This is a genomic window from Serratia sp. FGI94 (assembly GCF_000330865.1).
GTDB lineage: Bacteria > Pseudomonadota > Gammaproteobacteria > Enterobacterales > Enterobacteriaceae > Serratia_B > Serratia_B rubidaea.
Window position 1 is genome coordinate 689,384 of the sequence record NC_020064.1, and the last position, 15,266, is coordinate 704,649.

The following is a 15,266-nucleotide window of genomic DNA, read 5'->3' on the forward strand; positions in this document are numbered from 1 at the left end:
ACCCCGGCCTTGGTGCCGGGGTTTTCTTTTTTGTATGCGGGTTTAGCGTCAGAAAGATCTCCATTTGATCGATTTTATCGAGTTATTTTGCGCTAATAATCTTGTTTTTACGAATCATCCTGCAGGCTATACTCACTCTATACGTGGTGAATGCAAAGCGGAGACGCTTTGCGTTTTTGTCGGGAGTGACAGTGCATGACCAATATTATTCGTCAATTTTTACGCCAGGAGGCGGCAGGCGGCATCATTCTGATTGTGGCGGCGGTGATCGCCCTGATGATGGCCAACTCACCGCTGCAGGGCGTGTATCAGGGATTCCTTAACCTGCCGGTGATGGTAAAGATTTCCTCGCTGGAGATCGCCAAGCCGCTGCTGCTGTGGATTAACGATGGCCTGATGGCGATCTTCTTCCTGGTGGTCGGGCTGGAGGTCAAGCGCGAGCTGATGCAAGGCTCGCTGGCCGGGCGCGATAAGGCGGTGTTCCCGGCGATTGCCGCGCTGGGCGGGATGCTGGCGCCGGCGCTGATTTACCTGTTGTTCAACGGCGGCGATGATATTGCGCGTCAGGGCTGGGCGATTCCGGCCGCGACCGATATCGCCTTCGCGCTGGGGGTGATGGCGCTGCTGGGCAACCGGGTGCCGACTAGCCTCAAAGTATTCCTGCTGGCGCTGGCGATCATCGATGACCTGGGGGTTATCGTGATTATCGCCCTGTTCTATACCCATGAAGTGTCGTTGGCGGCGCTGGGGGTGGCGGCGGCGGCCGTTGCGGTGCTGGCGCTGATGAACTGGCGCGGGGTGAGCAAAACCTCTATCTATATGATTGTCGGCCTGGTGCTGTGGGTGGCGATCCTCAAATCCGGCGTGCATGCGACGTTGGCCGGGGTGATTGTCGGCTTTATGATCCCGCTGAAGGTCAAAAAGGGGCCGTCGCCTTCAGAGACGCTGGAGCATGAAATGCATCCTTGGGTGGCATTCCTGATCCTGCCGCTGTTCGCCTTTGCCAACGCCGGGGTGTCGCTGGAGGGGGTTTCCCTCAACGGTCTGGCCTCTCTGCTGCCGATGGGCATCGCCGCCGGCCTGTTTATCGGCAAGCCGCTGGGGATCTTTATCTTCAGCTGGCTGGCGGTGAAGTCCGGCATCGCCCGCTTGCCGGAGGATATCGGCTTCAAACAGGTGTTTGCCGTTTCGGTGCTGTGTGGTATTGGTTTTACCATGTCGATCTTTATCGCTTCGCTGGCCTTCAGCGGTGCGGACGAGGCGTTCAGCACCTACTCGCGCCTGGGGATCCTGTTAGGCTCCACCGCGGCGGCGCTGGTGGGTTACGCGCTGCTGCGTCTGTCGCTGGCGCACCGGGGCAAATAGGCGATTACCTTACCGCGATGATGGGCTACAATTGTGGTCGGAGCTGTGTATCATGATGGCGCTCCGGCCTTGAAATCAGAGGTAGGAAATATGTCGCCAGGAAGAAAAGGGAGTTTGTCGCTCAATACGGCAGACCGTTTGCCGCAGCGAAGCGTAAGGAGAACAACGTCGTGAGAATGTCGCATATCAACTTTAATCATCTGTATTACTTCTGGCAGGTTTGCAAGGAAGGCTCGGTGGTGGGCGCGGCGGAAGCGCTGTTCCTGACCCCGCAGACCATTACCGGCCAGATCAAGGCGCTGGAAGAGCGTCTGGACGGCAAGCTGTTCAAGCGCCAGGGGCGCGGGCTGGTGCCTTCCGAGCTGGGGCAACTGGTGTTCCGCTACGCCGACAAGATGTTTATGCTCAGCCAGGAAATGCTGGATATCGTCAACTATCGCAAAGAGTCCAACCTGCTGTTTGACGTCGGGGTGGCGGACGCATTGTCCAAACGGCTGGTCAGCCAGGTGCTGGAAACGGCGGTGGTGGAGAACGAGCAAATCCACCTGCGCTGCTTTGAGTCGACGCATGAGATGCTGCTGGAGCAGCTCAGTCAGCACAAGCTGGATATGATCCTGTCGGACTGTCCGGTGGACTCCAGCCAGCAGGAGGGGCTGTTCTCGCTGAAGCTGGGTGAGTGCGGCATCAGTTTCTTCTGCCGCCAGCCGGTGCCGGATCTGCCGTTCCCCGCCTGTCTGCAGCAGCGTAAGCTGCTGATCCCCGGCCGCCGTTCAATGCTGGGGCGCAAACTGCTTAACTGGTTCAACAGCCAGGGCATTCAGGTTGAGGTGCTGGGAGAGTTTGACGACGCGGCGCTGATGAAAGCGTTCGGCATGTACCATAACGCCATTTTTGTTGCGCCGACGCTGTATGCGCAGGATACCTACAATGATGATGACGTGGTGGAGATTGGCCGTATCGATAACGTGCAGGAAGAGTACTACGTTATTTTTGCCGAGCGTATGATTCAGCATCCGGCGGTGCAGCGGGTGTGCAACAAGGATTTTTCCGCGCTGTTTACTCTCTGAGGCGGAACGCAGACGTAAAAAAACCGGCCAGGGCCGGTTTTTTTAACAAGCAGACAACGTAATGCTTATTGCATTGCGTTGATTTGCGCAGTCAGGTTTGACTTATGACGCGCTGCTTTGTTTTTGTGGATCAGGCCTTTAGCTGCCTGACGGTCCACAAGTGGTTGCATTTCGTTGAATGCGTTTTGTGCTGCAGTTTTGTCGCCGGCTGCGATAGCGGCATATACCTTCTTGATGAAGGTACGCACCATTGAGCGACGGCTAGCATTGTGCTTGCGGCGTTTCTCAGACTGTACGGCGCGTTTCTTAGCTGATTTGATATTAGCCAAGGTCCAACTCCCAAATATATTCTATTGAGGACAATTCAAAGGCCGAGGAATATGCCCTTTTAGCCTTCGTTTGTCAATGGATTTGTGCAAATAAGCGCCGTTTGTACGGTCGGCACTCGCTACGTTGTGATGGCGCAGGATTTTACCAGCTTCGTCCATGGGAATACAGTGTTTCACGATAAAATTCGCCCGCTTTTGCGCCATGACGGCGACAAGGCGACGCGCGCCCGCCTCCGCAGGCTGTTCTTTGCCGGATAAACTGCGCTTTAGGCGTTTCTCCCGCCGACAATCTTCGGTATGGTGTGACTATTACATCCAAGGAAGCAATCGCGGGTTAACCTTAACCGCTGTACAAGGTATAATCCGCCGATTTCCACTGTTTTGAGCCAGCTATGGAGCTAATTCGCGGCATTCACAACATTCGGGCGCGCCACCATGGTTGCGTGCTCACCATCGGCAATTTTGACGGCGTGCATCGCGGTCACAAGGCGCTGTTGGAGCAGCTAAAGCAAGAGGGCCAACGCCTCGGGCTGCCGGTGATCGTCATGATTTTCGAGCCGCAGCCGCTGGAGCTGTTTGCGGCGGACAAGGCGCCGGCCCGCCTGACGCGCTTGCGCGACAAGGCGAAGTATCTGGCGCAGGCCGGGGTAGATTACCTGCTGTGCGTCAAGTTCGATCCGCGTTTCGCCGCCCATACCGCGCAGTCCTTTGTTGCCGAGCTGCTGGTGCAAAAACTGGGGGTGAAGTTCCTGATGGTGGGGGACGATTTTCGCTTTGGCGCCAACCGCCTCGGTGATTTTCCGCTGTTGCAGAAAGCCGGCGCGGAATACGGCTTCGAGGTGGTCAGCACCCCGACCTTCCGCGAAGGCGGGCAGCGCATCAGCAGCACGGCGATCCGCAACGCGCTGCGCGATGACGATCTGCCGCTGGCGGAAACGCTGCTGGGCCATCCCTACAGTATTTCCGGGCGCGTGGTGCACGGCGATGAGCTGGGGCGCACCATCGGTTTCCCGACCGCCAATCTGCCGCTGAAGCGGCTGGTTGCGCCGGTGAAAGGCGTGTATGCCGTTGAGGTATACGGCCTTGGCCTGCAGCCGTTGCCGGGCGTGGCCAATATCGGCACGCGCCCGACCGTCGCCGGCGTGCGCCAGCAGCTGGAAGTCCATCTGCTGGATGTCACAATGGATCTTTATGGGCGCCATATTGATGTGGTGCTCCGCGCAAAACTGCGCAATGAACAGCGTTTTGCTTCGCTCGACGCGCTGAAGCAGCAAATCGCCAATGATGTGGTGAGCGCCCGGGAATTCTTCGGGCCAAAGACACTGGTTTAATCGCGCTACCTAAATAGCCGAAAACGGAAACGAGAATCTCATGAGTGACTATAAGAACACCCTGAACCTGCCGGAAACAGGGTTCCCGATGCGCGGCGATCTCGCCAAGCGCGAACCTGGCATGCTGCAACGTTGGTATGAACAGGATCTGTACGGGATTATTCGTGCTGCCAAAAAGGGTAAAAAAACCTTCATTCTGCATGACGGCCCTCCGTATGCGAACGGCAACATTCACATTGGTCACTCGGTTAACAAGATTCTCAAAGACATTATTATCAAGTCAAAAGGGATGGCCGGTTACGACTCGCCGTATGTGCCGGGCTGGGACTGTCACGGTCTGCCGATCGAACTGAAAGTCGAGCAGCTGTACGGCAAGCCGGGCGAGAAGCTGAGCGCCGCCGAGTTCCGTCAGAAGTGCCGTGAATACGCCAAAGAGCAGGTAGAAGGCCAGAAGAAGGACTTTATCCGCCTGGGCGTGCTGGGGGACTGGGACCGCCCATACCTGACGATGGACTTCAAGACCGAAGCCAACATCATCCGCGCGCTGGGGAAAATCATCGACAATGGCCACCTGCTGAAGGGCGCCAAGCCGGTTCACTGGTGTACCGACTGCGGCTCTTCCCTGGCGGAAGCGGAAGTTGAGTATTACGACAAAACCTCGCCGTCGATCGACGTGACCTTCCACGCCAGCGATGCGGCGGCGGTGGCGGCCAAGTTCGGCGTCAGCAATTTCAGCGGCGCGATTTCGCTGGTGATCTGGACCACCACGCCGTGGACCCTGCCGGCCAACCGCGCAATCTCGCTGAACCCGGAATTCACCTACCAGCTGGTGCAGGTTGACGGCCAGAGCCTGATCCTGGCCGAAGATCTGGTGACCAGCGTGATGAAACGCGCCGGCATCACCGACTGGACGGTGCTGGGCAGCTGCAAGGGCGCAGATCTGGAGCTGCTGCGCTTCCAGCATCCGTTTATGGGCTTTGACGTGCCGGCGATCATGGGCGACCACGTAACGCTGGACGCCGGTACCGGCGCGGTGCACACCGCCGGCGGCCACGGCCCGGACGACTTCGTCATCAGCCAGAAATACGGTCTGGAGATCGCCAACCCGGTCGGCCCGAACGGCTGCTACCTGACCGGCACCCATCCGCAGCTGGATGGCAAATTCGTCTTCAAGGCCAACGACCTGATCGTCGAGATGCTGCGCGAGCAGGGCGCGCTGCTGCATGTGGAAAAGCTGCAGCACAGCTACCCGTGCTGCTGGCGTCATAAAACGCCGATCATCTTCCGCGCCACGCCGCAGTGGTTTATCAGCATGGATCAGAAGGGGCTGCGTCAGCAGTCGCTGGAAGAGATCAAAGGCGTGAAGTGGATCCCGGACTGGGGCCAGGCGCGTATCGAAACCATGGTTGCCAACCGTCCTGACTGGTGCATTTCGCGTCAGCGCACCTGGGGCGTGCCGATGGCGCTGTTCGTGCATAAAGAGAGCGAACAGCTGCACCCGCGCAGCGTGGAGCTGATGGAAGAGGTCGCCAAGCGCGTGGAGCAGGACGGCATCCAGGCGTGGTGGGATCTGAACCCGGCGGACATCCTCGGCGCAGACGCCGACAACTATATGAAAGTGCCGGACACGCTGGACGTCTGGTTCGACTCCGGCTCCACCCATGCGTCGGTGGTCGACGTGCGTCCTGAATTCCAGGGCCACGGTGCGGACATGTATCTGGAAGGTTCCGACCAGCACCGCGGCTGGTTTATGTCATCGCTGATGATCTCCACCGCGATGAAGGGCAAGGCGCCGTACAAAGAAGTGCTGACCCACGGCTTTACCGTTGACGGTCAGGGCCGCAAGATGTCCAAGTCGATCGGCAACACCGTCAGCCCGCAGGACGTGATGAACAAGCTGGGCGGCGACATTCTGCGCCTGTGGGTGGCGTCTACCGACTACACCGGCGAGATTGCGGTATCTGATGAGATCCTCAAGCGCGCCGCCGACTCGTATCGCCGTATCCGCAACACCGCACGCTTCCTGCTGGCGAACCTGAGCGGCTTCGATCCGAGCACCGACTGCCTGGATCCGGAAGATATGGTGGTGCTGGATCGCTGGGCGGTCGGCCGCGCCATGGCGGCGCAAAAAGACATTGAGCACGCCTACGCCAACTACGACTTCCACGAAGTGGTGCAGCGTCTGATGCAGTTCTGCTCGGTTGAGATGGGCTCCTTCTATCTGGACATCATCAAGGACCGTCAGTACACCGCCAAGAGCGACAGCAACGCGCGCCGCAGTTGCCAGACCGCGCTGTTCCACATTGCGGAAGCGCTGGTGCGCTGGATGGCGCCGATCATGTCGTTCACCGCCGATGAAATCTGGGGCTTCCTGCCGGGCGACCGCGCGCAGTTCGTGTTTACCGAAGAGTGGTACGACGGTCTGTTCCGCCTGGCCGAAGGCGAAAGCATGAACGACGAGTTCTGGGCCGAGCTGCTGAAAGTGCGCGGCGAAGTCAACAAGGTGCTGGAGCAGGCGCGCGCCGACAAGCGTCTCGGCGGTTCGCTGGAAGCGTCCGTCACGCTGTACGCCGACGATGCGCTGGCCGCGCACCTGAACAACCTGCAGGATGAGCTGCGCTTCGTGCTGCTGACCTCCGGCGCACGCGTTGCGCCGCTGGCGGATGCGCCGGCGGATGCGCAGCAGAGCGAACAGCTGAAGGGTCTGAAAATCGCCTTTGACAGCGCTGAAGGTGAAAAATGTCCGCGCTGCTGGCATTACACCACGGATATCGGCAAGGTGGCGGAGCACGCAGATCTTTGCGGCCGCTGTGTGAGCAACGTAGCCGGCGACGGCGAAAAACGTAAATTTGCCTGATGAGTAAACCGATCTGTTCGACCGGCCTGCGTTGGCTGTGGTTAGTGGTGGTGGTGCTGGCGCTGGATTTTGTCAGCAAACAGTGGATTCTGAGCCATTTCGCGCTGGGCCACTCCCAGCCGTTGGTGCCGTTCTTCAACCTGTACTACGCGCGTAACTACGGCGCGGCGTTCAGCTTCCTGGCTGACCACGGCGGCTGGCAGCGCTGGTTCTTCGCCGGCATCGCCGTCGCCATCGTGGCGGTGCTGCTGGTGATGATGTACCGCAGCCAGGCGCAGCAAAAGCTGAACAACATCGCCTATGCGTTTATTATCGGCGGCGCGCTGGGCAACCTGTTTGACCGCCTGTGGCACGGCTTTGTAGTCGACTTTATCGATTTCTACGTCGGCAACTGGCATTACCCGACCTTCAATCTCGCAGACAGCTTTATCTGCGTGGGGGCGGCGATGATCGTACTGGAAGGCTTCCTGCCTTCCGGCAAGCGTGCAACGAGTAAAGGTGAGTAACATGACGGCCCAGGTACAACCTAACAGCGCAGTGCTGGTGCATTTCACGCTGAAACTGGAAGATGGTTCAACGGCGGAATCCACCCGCGGCAACGGTAAACCGGCGCTGTTCCGCCTTGGCGACGGCAGCCTGTCGGCGCCGCTGGAGCAGCAGCTGCTCGGCCTGAGCGCCGGCGACAAGCGCGCCTTTACGCTGCAGCCGGAAGACGCATTCGGCGCCAACAACCCGGATTTGATCCAGTTCTTCCTGCGCCGCGACTTTGCCGAAACCGGCGTGCCGGAAGTGGGCACCATCATGCTGTTCACCTCAATGGACGGCAAAGAGATGCCGGGCGTCGTGCGCGAAGTGGCCGAAGAGTCGGTCACCGTTGATTTTAACCATCCGCTGGCGGGGCACCCGATCACCTTCGACATTGAAGTGCTGGAGATCGATCCGCAGCAGGAGGAGACGCATGCAAATACTGCTGGCTAACCCGCGCGGCTTCTGCGCCGGGGTCGATCGCGCAATCAGCATCGTTGAACGTGCGCTGGAGATTTACGGCGCGCCAATTTACGTGCGTCACGAAGTGGTGCATAACCGCTATGTGGTCGACAGCCTGCGCGCGCGCGGCGCAGTGTTTATCGAAGAGATTGCGGAAGTGCCGGACGGCTCGATCCTGATCTTCTCGGCGCACGGCGTGTCGCAGGCGGTGCGCGCCGAGGCCAAGGCGCGCGATCTGACCATGCTGTTTGACGCCACCTGTCCGCTGGTGACCAAGGTGCATATGGAAGTGGCGCGCGCCAGCCGCAAAGGCGTAGAAGCGATTCTGATCGGCCATGCGGGCCACCCGGAAGTAGAAGGCACTATGGGCCAGTACAGCAACCCGCAAGGGGGCATGTATCTGGTCGAATCGCCGGACGACGTATGGCAGCTGCAGGTCAAGAACGAAGACAACCTGTGCTTTATGACGCAGACCACGCTGTCGGTGGATGATACTTCGGACGTGATCGACGCCCTGCGTCAACGCTTCCCGAAAATTATCGGGCCGCGTAAAGACGATATTTGTTACGCCACCACCAACCGTCAGGAAGCGGTGCGTAACCTGGCCGGCGATGCGGACGTGGTGCTGGTGGTGGGGTCGAAAAACTCCTCCAACTCCAACCGTCTGGCGGAGTTGGCGCAGCGGGTCGGCAAGCCGGCTTACCTGATTGATTCAGCGATGGATATTCAGGAGCAGTGGCTGAAGGACGCCAGCAATATCGGCGTGACCGCCGGCGCTTCGGCGCCGGACGTGCTGGTGCAGGAAGTCATCAGCCGACTGAAGGCCCTGGGCGGTAAGAACGTGCAGGAAATCAGCGGCCGTGAAGAGAATATCGTGTTCGAAGTGCCGAAAGAGCTGCGGGTCGATATCAAGCAGGTCGATTAAGACTGACGCTATCAGATGAAACGGGGAGCTGCGGCTCCCCGTTTTTTTTAGCCGCGTGACTGCGCGATGTCGCTATCGACACGCAGCGTAGCCATCAGGCGCGGCTCAATGCTGGGGGTAAGGTCGCCTTCACCGCTGCGCCAGGCGCTGGGGGAGACGCCGTAAAACTGGCGAAACGCCTTGCAGAAGTGCAGCTGGTTGTCATAGCCCACCGACAGCGCCACCACCTTAATCGCCGCGCTGCCGTGGCGCAGCAGGCTGGCGGCGACACTCATGCGCACCTGCAGCAAATACTCTTTCGGCCCCAGGCCAAACTCCGCTTTAAACAGACGGCTCAGATAGCTGCGGTTCAGGTTGCAGTAGGCCGCCAACTGGCCGATAGAGAGCGGTTCGTGGTAGCGGCTTTCCAGGTATTTCACCGCTTTGCTGAGATGGCGGGTCTTTTCCGCCGGCGCGGCCGGCTGCTCCTGCTGGGCATTGGCGATCAGCGCGGCGAAGAACTGGTAGCTTAAGCCGATGATTTTCAGCCAGGCGTCGTTTTGTTCGTGGGCGACAATCTCCGCCAGACAGCGCCGTTCCTCGGCATCCTGCCGGTAGCGCTGCGGCCGGTAAACCGGCCTCAGGCGGCTGAGGCGGCACTGCTGAAACAGCGTGGCGGCCATCAGGCCGTCGACCTCAATCCACATGTAGTGCCAGGGATTCTGCGGGTCCGCGCAATAGGTGGTGACATCGTGAGGATAGATCAGAAAGCCCTCGCCGGGGCGAATCACAAACTCGCCGCTGTCGGTATACAGCGTCCCGCAGCCGGATATCACATAATGAAATAGGTAATGCTGGCGCACCGCCGGGCCGAAACGGTGGCCGGGCGCACAATCCTCGTGGCCGAACTGAAACACGTTCAGTTCGATACCGGAGGTATTGGCCAGGGTAAAGCTCTTGTGCATCGCCGTTTGCCGCCGTTTTACGCCTAATTTAGCTACAGGATAGCAGTACTCTGGCTTTTGCAGCGTGCATGCCGGCCGGGAGTAGGAGCCAGTTCACACTTTTTTTTGACCGTCGTTTTTACCCATAATGAGGTCACATTTCTACATATACAGCCCGGCGTGCAGCCACTACTTTCACTACAGACCTATCGTTAACCCCGTTCAGGCATGTGGAGAAACAGTATGATTAAAGTGACGTTTATGGGCGCAGGCAGCACAATTTTCGCGAAGAATGTGTTGGGCGACATCATGTGTACGCCGGCGCTGCGGGAAGTGGATATTGCGTTGTACGATATCGACAGCAACCGTCTGAACGAGTCGCTGACGATGCTCAATAATATCAATCAGAACGTCAACGACGGTAAGGCGATCATTACCCCGTATCTGGGGGAGGAGAAGCGCCGCGCGGCGCTGCAGGGCGCCAACTATGTGGTGAACGCCATCCAGGTCGGTGGCTACGATCCCTGCACCATCACCGACTTTGAAATCGCGAAGAAATTCGGCCTGCGGCAGACTATCGCCGATACGCTGGGGATTGGCGGTATTTTCCGCGCGCTGCGCACCATTCCGGTGCTGTTCTCTTTCGCCCGCGATATGGAAGAGGTATGCCCGGACGCCTGGCTGCTTAACTACACCAACCCGATGGCCTCGCTGACCGGCGCGATGCTGCGTCATACCGGCGTAAAGACCGTCGGCCTGTGCCACAGCGTGCAGGTGTGCGCCGATACGCTGTTGAAAAGCGTCGATATGCCGACCGACGACGTGCAGTTCCATATCGCCGGCATCAACCATATGGCCTGGCTGCTGGATATCCGCCGCCACGGGCAGGATCTCTATCCGGAAATCAAACGGCGCGCCGCGGCGCTGCAGGGCAAGCATGACGATATGGTGCGCCATGAGATCATGAAAACCTTCGGCTATTACGTCACCGAATCCTCAGAGCATAACGCCGAATATATGCCGTACTGGATCAAGCGCAACTACCCGGAGCTGATCGAACGCTTCAATATTCCGCTGGATGAGTATCCGCGCCGCTGTATTGAGCAGATTGCCCAGTGGGAGCAGCAAAAGCAGGAATTGACCCACGACGCCCATCTCAGCCATACGCGTACCCACGAATACGCCTCTTACATTATCGAAGCCATGGAAACCGACCGCCCGTACAAGATCGGCGGCAACGTGCTCAATAGCGGCCTTATCACCAATCTGCCGAACGAAGCCTGCGTCGAGGTGCCTTGTCTGGTGGACGGGCAGGGCATTACGCCGTGCTACGTGGGCAACCTGCCGGAGCAGCTGGCGGCGCTCAACCGCACCAACATCAACACGCAGCTGCTGACCATTGAGGCGGCGGTGACGCACAAACGCGAGGCGATCTACCATGCCGCGCTGCTCGACCCGCATACCTCGGCGGAACTGTCGATCGACGATACCCGCCGGCTGTGCGATGCGCTGATCGAGGCGCACGGCGACTGGCTGCCGGCCTACCACTAATTTATCCGGAGCATCACTTCCACCAATAATATCCCGGGCGCGCGGCGCGTCCGGGCACAAAGGGATGGCGAGCTATGTTTTATCTGAAAAACAAGAATTTCTGGATATTCAGCGGCTTTTGCTTCTTCTACTTTTTTATCTTGGGTTCTGTCCTGCCTTTCTTCCCGCTCTGGCTGCATGACGTCAACCAGCTTGACCAGCGACAAACCGGCATTGTGTTCTCCTTTATGGCGTTCTTTGCGCTGGTGTGCCAGCCGGTGTTCGGCTTTATTACCGACCGCTTCGGCCTGAAGAAACACCTGCTGTGGATGATCATCGTACTGCTGATGTTTCTGGCGCCGCTGTTTATCTACGTGATTTCACCGCTGCTGCAGAGTCATTTTATCGCCGGCGCGCTGCTGTGCGGCCTTTATCTGGGGCTGGTGGCCAGCGGCGGTTCGCCGGCGATTGAAGCCTATGTGGAAAAGGTCAGCCGGCGCAGCCAGTTTGAATACGGGCGCGTACGGCTGTTCGGCTGTATCGGCTGGGCGATTTGCGCCTCGATCGTCGGCTACAGCTTCACCATCAATAATCAGTTTTCGCTGTGGCTGGCGTCCGGCTGTACGCTGGTTCTGGCGCTGCTGCTGTGCCTGTTCCGGCCGGAAAAAAGCGGCACGGTTACCGTGGCGGCAGGGCTGGCGCTGAACAAGAACCCGGTCAGCCTGCGTTCGGCCTTGCGGCTGCTGCGGATGCGCAAGTTCTGGTTCCTGGTGATGTATATCGTCGGCGTTGCCTGCGTGTATGACGTGTTCGATCAGCAGTTCGCCAACTTCTTTACCTCTTTCTTCCGCGACCGCCACAGCGGGACACAGGCCTTTGGCTATGTCACCACGCTGGGCGAATTCCTCAACGCCTTTATCATGTTTTTCGCCCCGCTGATTATTAACCGCATCGGCGGCAAGAACGCGTTGCTGATTGCCGGGGCGATCATGTCGCTGCGCATTATCGGTTCCTCATTTGCCGACTCGGTGACGGCGGTGATCGTGCTCAAGATGCTGCATATGTTTGAGGTGCCGTTCCTGCTGGTGGGCATTTTCAAATACATCACCACCCAGTTCGACGTGAAGCTGTCCGCCTCGATCTACCTGTTCGGCTTTTGCTTTTTTAAGCAGTTTTCCGCCATCGGCATGTCCTATGCGGCGGGGATGATGTATGCGGCATACGGTTTTAAAACCGCCTACCTGATCCTGGGCGGCATTGCGCTGCTGTTTACCGTGATTGCCGCCTTCACCCTTAGCGGCAGCGCGCTGCCGGGGCGGGTGAACAAGCCCCTGACGGCGCCGTCGCAAACTGCATGATTATGTAGTCGCGGTGATATAGCGTTACTGATAACCAACCGGCGATATCATAAATTTCTTATCATGATGGAAATCCTCTGGCGATGAACCGGCGGGGCGGTTAACCTGATCCGATAGCCTGGGATAGGCATTTCATTGATAAGAGAGCGAAGTATGACTGATTCACAGATCCGCATGGCGATTGTGGGCGCCGGCGGCCGTATGGGGCGTCAATTGATTCAGGCGGTGCAGCAGGCGCAGGGCGTGGTGTTGGGCGCGGCGCTGGAGCGTGCCGGTTCCTCGCTGGTCGGGGCGGACGCGGGCGAACTGGCCGGCGTTGGCGCGCTTGGCGTGATCGTTAACGACGATCTGGCCAAGGTGGCGGATGATTTTGACGTGCTGATCGACTTTACCCGGCCGGAAGGCACGCTGGCGCATCTGGCGTTTTGCGTGCAACAGCGCAAGGCGATGGTGATCGGCACCACCGGTTTTGACGACGCCGGCAAGGCGGCGATCGCCGCTGCGGCGCAGCACATCGGCATCGTGTTCGCCGCCAACTTCAGCGTCGGGGTGAACGTGGTGCTGAAGCTGCTGGAAAAAGCCGCCAAAGTGATGGGCGACTATACCGATATTGAAATTGTTGAAGCTCACCACCGCCACAAGGTGGATGCGCCGTCCGGCACCGCGCTGGCAATGGGCGAAGCGATTGCCGACGCGCTGGGGCGTGACCTGAAGCAGTGCGCCGTCTATGCGCGCGAAGGCCACACCGGCGAGCGCGATCCGCAGAGCATCGGCTTTGCCACCATCCGCGCCGGCGATATTGTCGGTGAGCATACCGCGATGTTCGCCGATATCGGCGAGCGGGTGGAGATCACCCATAAGGCTTCCAGCCGGATGACATTCGCTAATGGCGCCGTTCGCGCGGCGGTTTGGCTGTCTAAGCATCAAAATGGGCTATTTGATATGCGCGACGTGCTGGAATTAGACCGTTTGTAATCGTTTTTATAGCTGTGTGATGTGGTTATATTGATCGTATGGTTATGATACTTGGGCAATATTTTTATTGTCCTTTTTTTTAACATTAAAAATGAGGTATTTGTCGGTATTTTTAGTTAAGGTTATTTTTTTTTAGTTGTCTTTATTCCTATTTTCGCCATTTTTTTCACTGTTAAGCGATTTAAACCTATTTTTTGCTTATTAAATCACCGTTTTTTACTCTCACCATTTGGCAACCGTTTACTCACCCAGGTTTAGCCCTGTTTTTATGGCTGTGAAGCCCATTAAACCGCGTAATCAGTAAAAAACAGTGAAAAAAAGGCACTTTAAGTAGACAAACGGGGTGCCCATCATTAAAATGCGCCCAATTTGCCAAAAATTAGCCTTGAGGGCGGTTTTTGCATTGATTTAGATCGCGATATCTGAATTAATATGCAAATATTGTGATTTATTATTCCTCGGAGGGTGTTTTGATTAAGTCAGCGCTATTGGTTCTGGAAGACGGAACCCAATTCCACGGTCGGGCCATTGGGGCAGAGGGTACGGCAGTGGGGGAAGTGGTCTTCAATACGTCGATGACCGGTTATCAAGAAATCCTCACTGATCCTTCCTATTCCCGCCAGATCGTTACTCTTACTTATCCTCATATCGGCAATGTCGGCACCAATGCTTCCGACGCAGAATCCTCCGCTATTCACGCTCAAGGCCTGGTCATTCGCGACCTGCCACTGGTTGCCAGCAACTATCGCGGCGAAGAAAATCTGTCCGACTACCTCAAGCGCAACAATATTGTGGCGATTGCCGATATTGATACCCGTAAGCTGACGCGTCTGCTGCGTGAAAAAGGCGCGCAGAACGGCTGCATCATCGCCGGCGACGCGCCGGACGCCGCGCTGGCGCTGGAGAAGGCCAAAGCCTTCCCGGGCCTGAAGGGCATGGACCTGGCAAAAGAAGTGACGACGCAGGAAGCCTACGGCTGGCGTCAGGGCAGCTGGACGCTGGCCGGTGAATTGCCGGAAGCCAAAGCGGAATCCGAGCTGCCGTTCCACGTGGTGGCCTATGACTTCGGCGCCAAGCGCAACATCCTGCGCATGCTGGTCGATCGCGGCTGCCGCCTGACGGTGGTGCCGGCGCAGACCCCGGCGGATGAAGTGCTGAAAATGAATCCGGACGGCATCTTCCTGTCCAACGGCCCGGGCGACCCGGAGCCTTGCGACTACGCGATTGCCGCTATCCAGCAGTTCCTGACCACCGACATTCCGCTGTTCGGCATCTGCCTGGGTCACCAGCTGCTGGCGCTGGCCAGCGGTGCGCAGACGGTGAAAATGAAGCTCGGCCACCACGGTGGCAACCACCCGGTGAAGGATCTGGACCACAACACGGTGATGATCACCGCGCAGAACCACGGCTTTGCGGTAGATGAGAACAACCTGCCGGCCAACCTGCGCGTGACGCACAAGTCGCTGTTCGACCACACGGTGCAGGGGATTCACCGCACCGACAAGGCGGCGTTCAGCTTCCAGGGACACCCGGAAGCCAGCCCTGGCCCGCACGACGCGGCGCCGCTGTTCGATCACTTTATCGAGCTGATCGCGTCTTACCGTTCCAACGCTAAATAA

The 15,266-nt window shown here is 58.2% G+C and carries 13 protein-coding genes; 11 read left to right on the forward strand and 2 right to left on the reverse strand.

The window, feature by feature from the left end:
• Positions 1–195: 195 nt before the first annotated feature.
• Positions 196–1,365, forward strand: coding sequence for a Na+/H+ antiporter NhaA (nhaA, locus tag D781_RS03080; RefSeq protein ID WP_015670849.1), 1,170 nt, complete (start codon positions 196–198; stop codon positions 1,363–1,365).
• A 170-nt stretch (positions 1,366–1,535) separates the two neighbouring features.
• Entirely contained in the window at positions 1,536–2,432 is an 897-nt protein-coding gene (gene nhaR, locus D781_RS03085; RefSeq protein ID WP_015670850.1) for a transcriptional activator NhaR, read from the forward strand.
• 65 nt (positions 2,433–2,497) lie between these two features.
• Here nhaR and rpsT read toward each other — a convergent pair whose 3' ends face one another.
• The gene (gene rpsT / locus D781_RS03090; protein WP_015670851.1) at positions 2,498–2,761 is read right to left on the reverse strand and encodes a 30S ribosomal protein S20; all 264 of its coding nucleotides are present in this window, start codon (positions 2,759–2,761) and stop codon (positions 2,498–2,500) included.
• A 392-nt stretch (positions 2,762–3,153) separates the two neighbouring features.
• On the opposite strand from rpsT, the gene ribF reads away from it, so the two are divergent.
• Genes ribF through ispH form a run of 5 tightly spaced genes read left to right on the forward strand, consistent with a single transcriptional unit; the run spans position 3,154 to position 8,861 of the window.
• Positions 3,154–4,092 carry a bifunctional riboflavin kinase/FAD synthetase gene (gene ribF, locus D781_RS03095; protein WP_015670852.1) on the forward strand — a complete coding sequence of 313 codons (939 nt, stop codon included), beginning with the start codon at positions 3,154–3,156 and terminating at the stop codon, positions 4,090–4,092.
• Positions 4,093–4,132: 40 nt separating this feature from the next.
• Entirely contained in the window at positions 4,133–6,949 is a 2,817-nt protein-coding gene (gene ileS / locus D781_RS03100; protein ID WP_015670853.1) for an isoleucine--tRNA ligase, read from the forward strand.
• The gene (gene lspA, locus D781_RS03105) at positions 6,949–7,455 is read left to right on the forward strand and encodes a signal peptidase II (protein WP_015670854.1); all 507 of its coding nucleotides are present in this window, start codon (positions 6,949–6,951) and stop codon (positions 7,453–7,455) included. The genes ileS and lspA overlap by 1 nt, the downstream gene beginning before the upstream one ends.
• Position 7,456: 1 nt before the next feature.
• On the forward strand, positions 7,457–7,927 hold the full coding sequence (gene fkpB, locus D781_RS03110; RefSeq protein ID WP_015670855.1) for an FKBP-type peptidyl-prolyl cis-trans isomerase: 471 nt from the start codon (positions 7,457–7,459) through the stop codon (positions 7,925–7,927).
• Positions 7,908–8,861 carry a 4-hydroxy-3-methylbut-2-enyl diphosphate reductase gene (gene ispH, locus D781_RS03115; protein ID WP_015670856.1) on the forward strand — a complete coding sequence of 318 codons (954 nt, stop codon included), beginning with the start codon at positions 7,908–7,910 and terminating at the stop codon, positions 8,859–8,861. The genes fkpB and ispH overlap by 20 nt, the downstream gene beginning before the upstream one ends.
• 47 nt (positions 8,862–8,908) lie before the next feature.
• Here ispH and D781_RS03120 read toward each other — a convergent pair whose 3' ends face one another.
• The gene (locus D781_RS03120) at positions 8,909–9,805 is read right to left on the reverse strand and encodes an AraC family transcriptional regulator (RefSeq protein WP_015670857.1); all 897 of its coding nucleotides are present in this window, start codon (positions 9,803–9,805) and stop codon (positions 8,909–8,911) included.
• A 222-nt stretch (positions 9,806–10,027) separates the two neighbouring features.
• Between D781_RS03120 and D781_RS03125 the strand changes: the two genes are divergently transcribed.
• From D781_RS03125 to carA, 4 genes are all read left to right on the forward strand, one after another.
• The gene (locus D781_RS03125) at positions 10,028–11,335 is read left to right on the forward strand and encodes an alpha-glucosidase/alpha-galactosidase (protein WP_015670858.1); all 1,308 of its coding nucleotides are present in this window, start codon (positions 10,028–10,030) and stop codon (positions 11,333–11,335) included.
• Between the two features lie 74 nt (positions 11,336–11,409).
• Positions 11,410–12,672, forward strand: coding sequence for an MFS transporter (locus D781_RS03130; RefSeq protein ID WP_015670859.1), 1,263 nt, complete (start codon positions 11,410–11,412; stop codon positions 12,670–12,672).
• Between the two features lie 153 nt (positions 12,673–12,825).
• Entirely contained in the window at positions 12,826–13,647 is an 822-nt protein-coding gene (dapB, locus tag D781_RS03135) for a 4-hydroxy-tetrahydrodipicolinate reductase (protein WP_015670860.1), read from the forward strand.
• A 470-nt stretch (positions 13,648–14,117) separates the two neighbouring features.
• Positions 14,118–15,266: a glutamine-hydrolyzing carbamoyl-phosphate synthase small subunit gene (carA, locus tag D781_RS03140; protein WP_015670861.1), complete on the forward strand. Its 1,149-nt coding sequence runs from the start codon at positions 14,118–14,120 to the stop codon at positions 15,264–15,266.

Coding starts and splice junctions, on each gene's coding strand:
- nhaA (WP_015670849.1), top strand. CDS start 196: ATGACCAATATTATTCGTCAATTTTTACGCCAGGAGGCGGCAGGCGGC.
- ribF (WP_015670852.1), top strand. CDS start 3,154: ATGGAGCTAATTCGCGGCATTCACAACATTCGGGCGCGCCACCATGGT.
- ileS (WP_015670853.1), top strand. CDS start 4,133: ATGAGTGACTATAAGAACACCCTGAACCTGCCGGAAACAGGGTTCCCG.
- lspA (WP_015670854.1), top strand. CDS start 6,949: ATGAGTAAACCGATCTGTTCGACCGGCCTGCGTTGGCTGTGGTTAGTG.
- fkpB (WP_015670855.1), top strand. CDS start 7,457: ATGACGGCCCAGGTACAACCTAACAGCGCAGTGCTGGTGCATTTCACG.
- ispH (WP_015670856.1), top strand. CDS start 7,908: ATGCAAATACTGCTGGCTAACCCGCGCGGCTTCTGCGCCGGGGTCGAT.
- D781_RS03120 (WP_015670857.1), bottom strand. CDS start 9,805: ATGCACAAGAGCTTTACCCTGGCCAATACCTCCGGTATCGAACTGAAC.
- D781_RS03125 (WP_015670858.1), top strand. CDS start 10,028: ATGATTAAAGTGACGTTTATGGGCGCAGGCAGCACAATTTTCGCGAAG.
- D781_RS03130 (WP_015670859.1), top strand. CDS start 11,410: ATGTTTTATCTGAAAAACAAGAATTTCTGGATATTCAGCGGCTTTTGC.
- dapB (WP_015670860.1), top strand. CDS start 12,826: ATGACTGATTCACAGATCCGCATGGCGATTGTGGGCGCCGGCGGCCGT.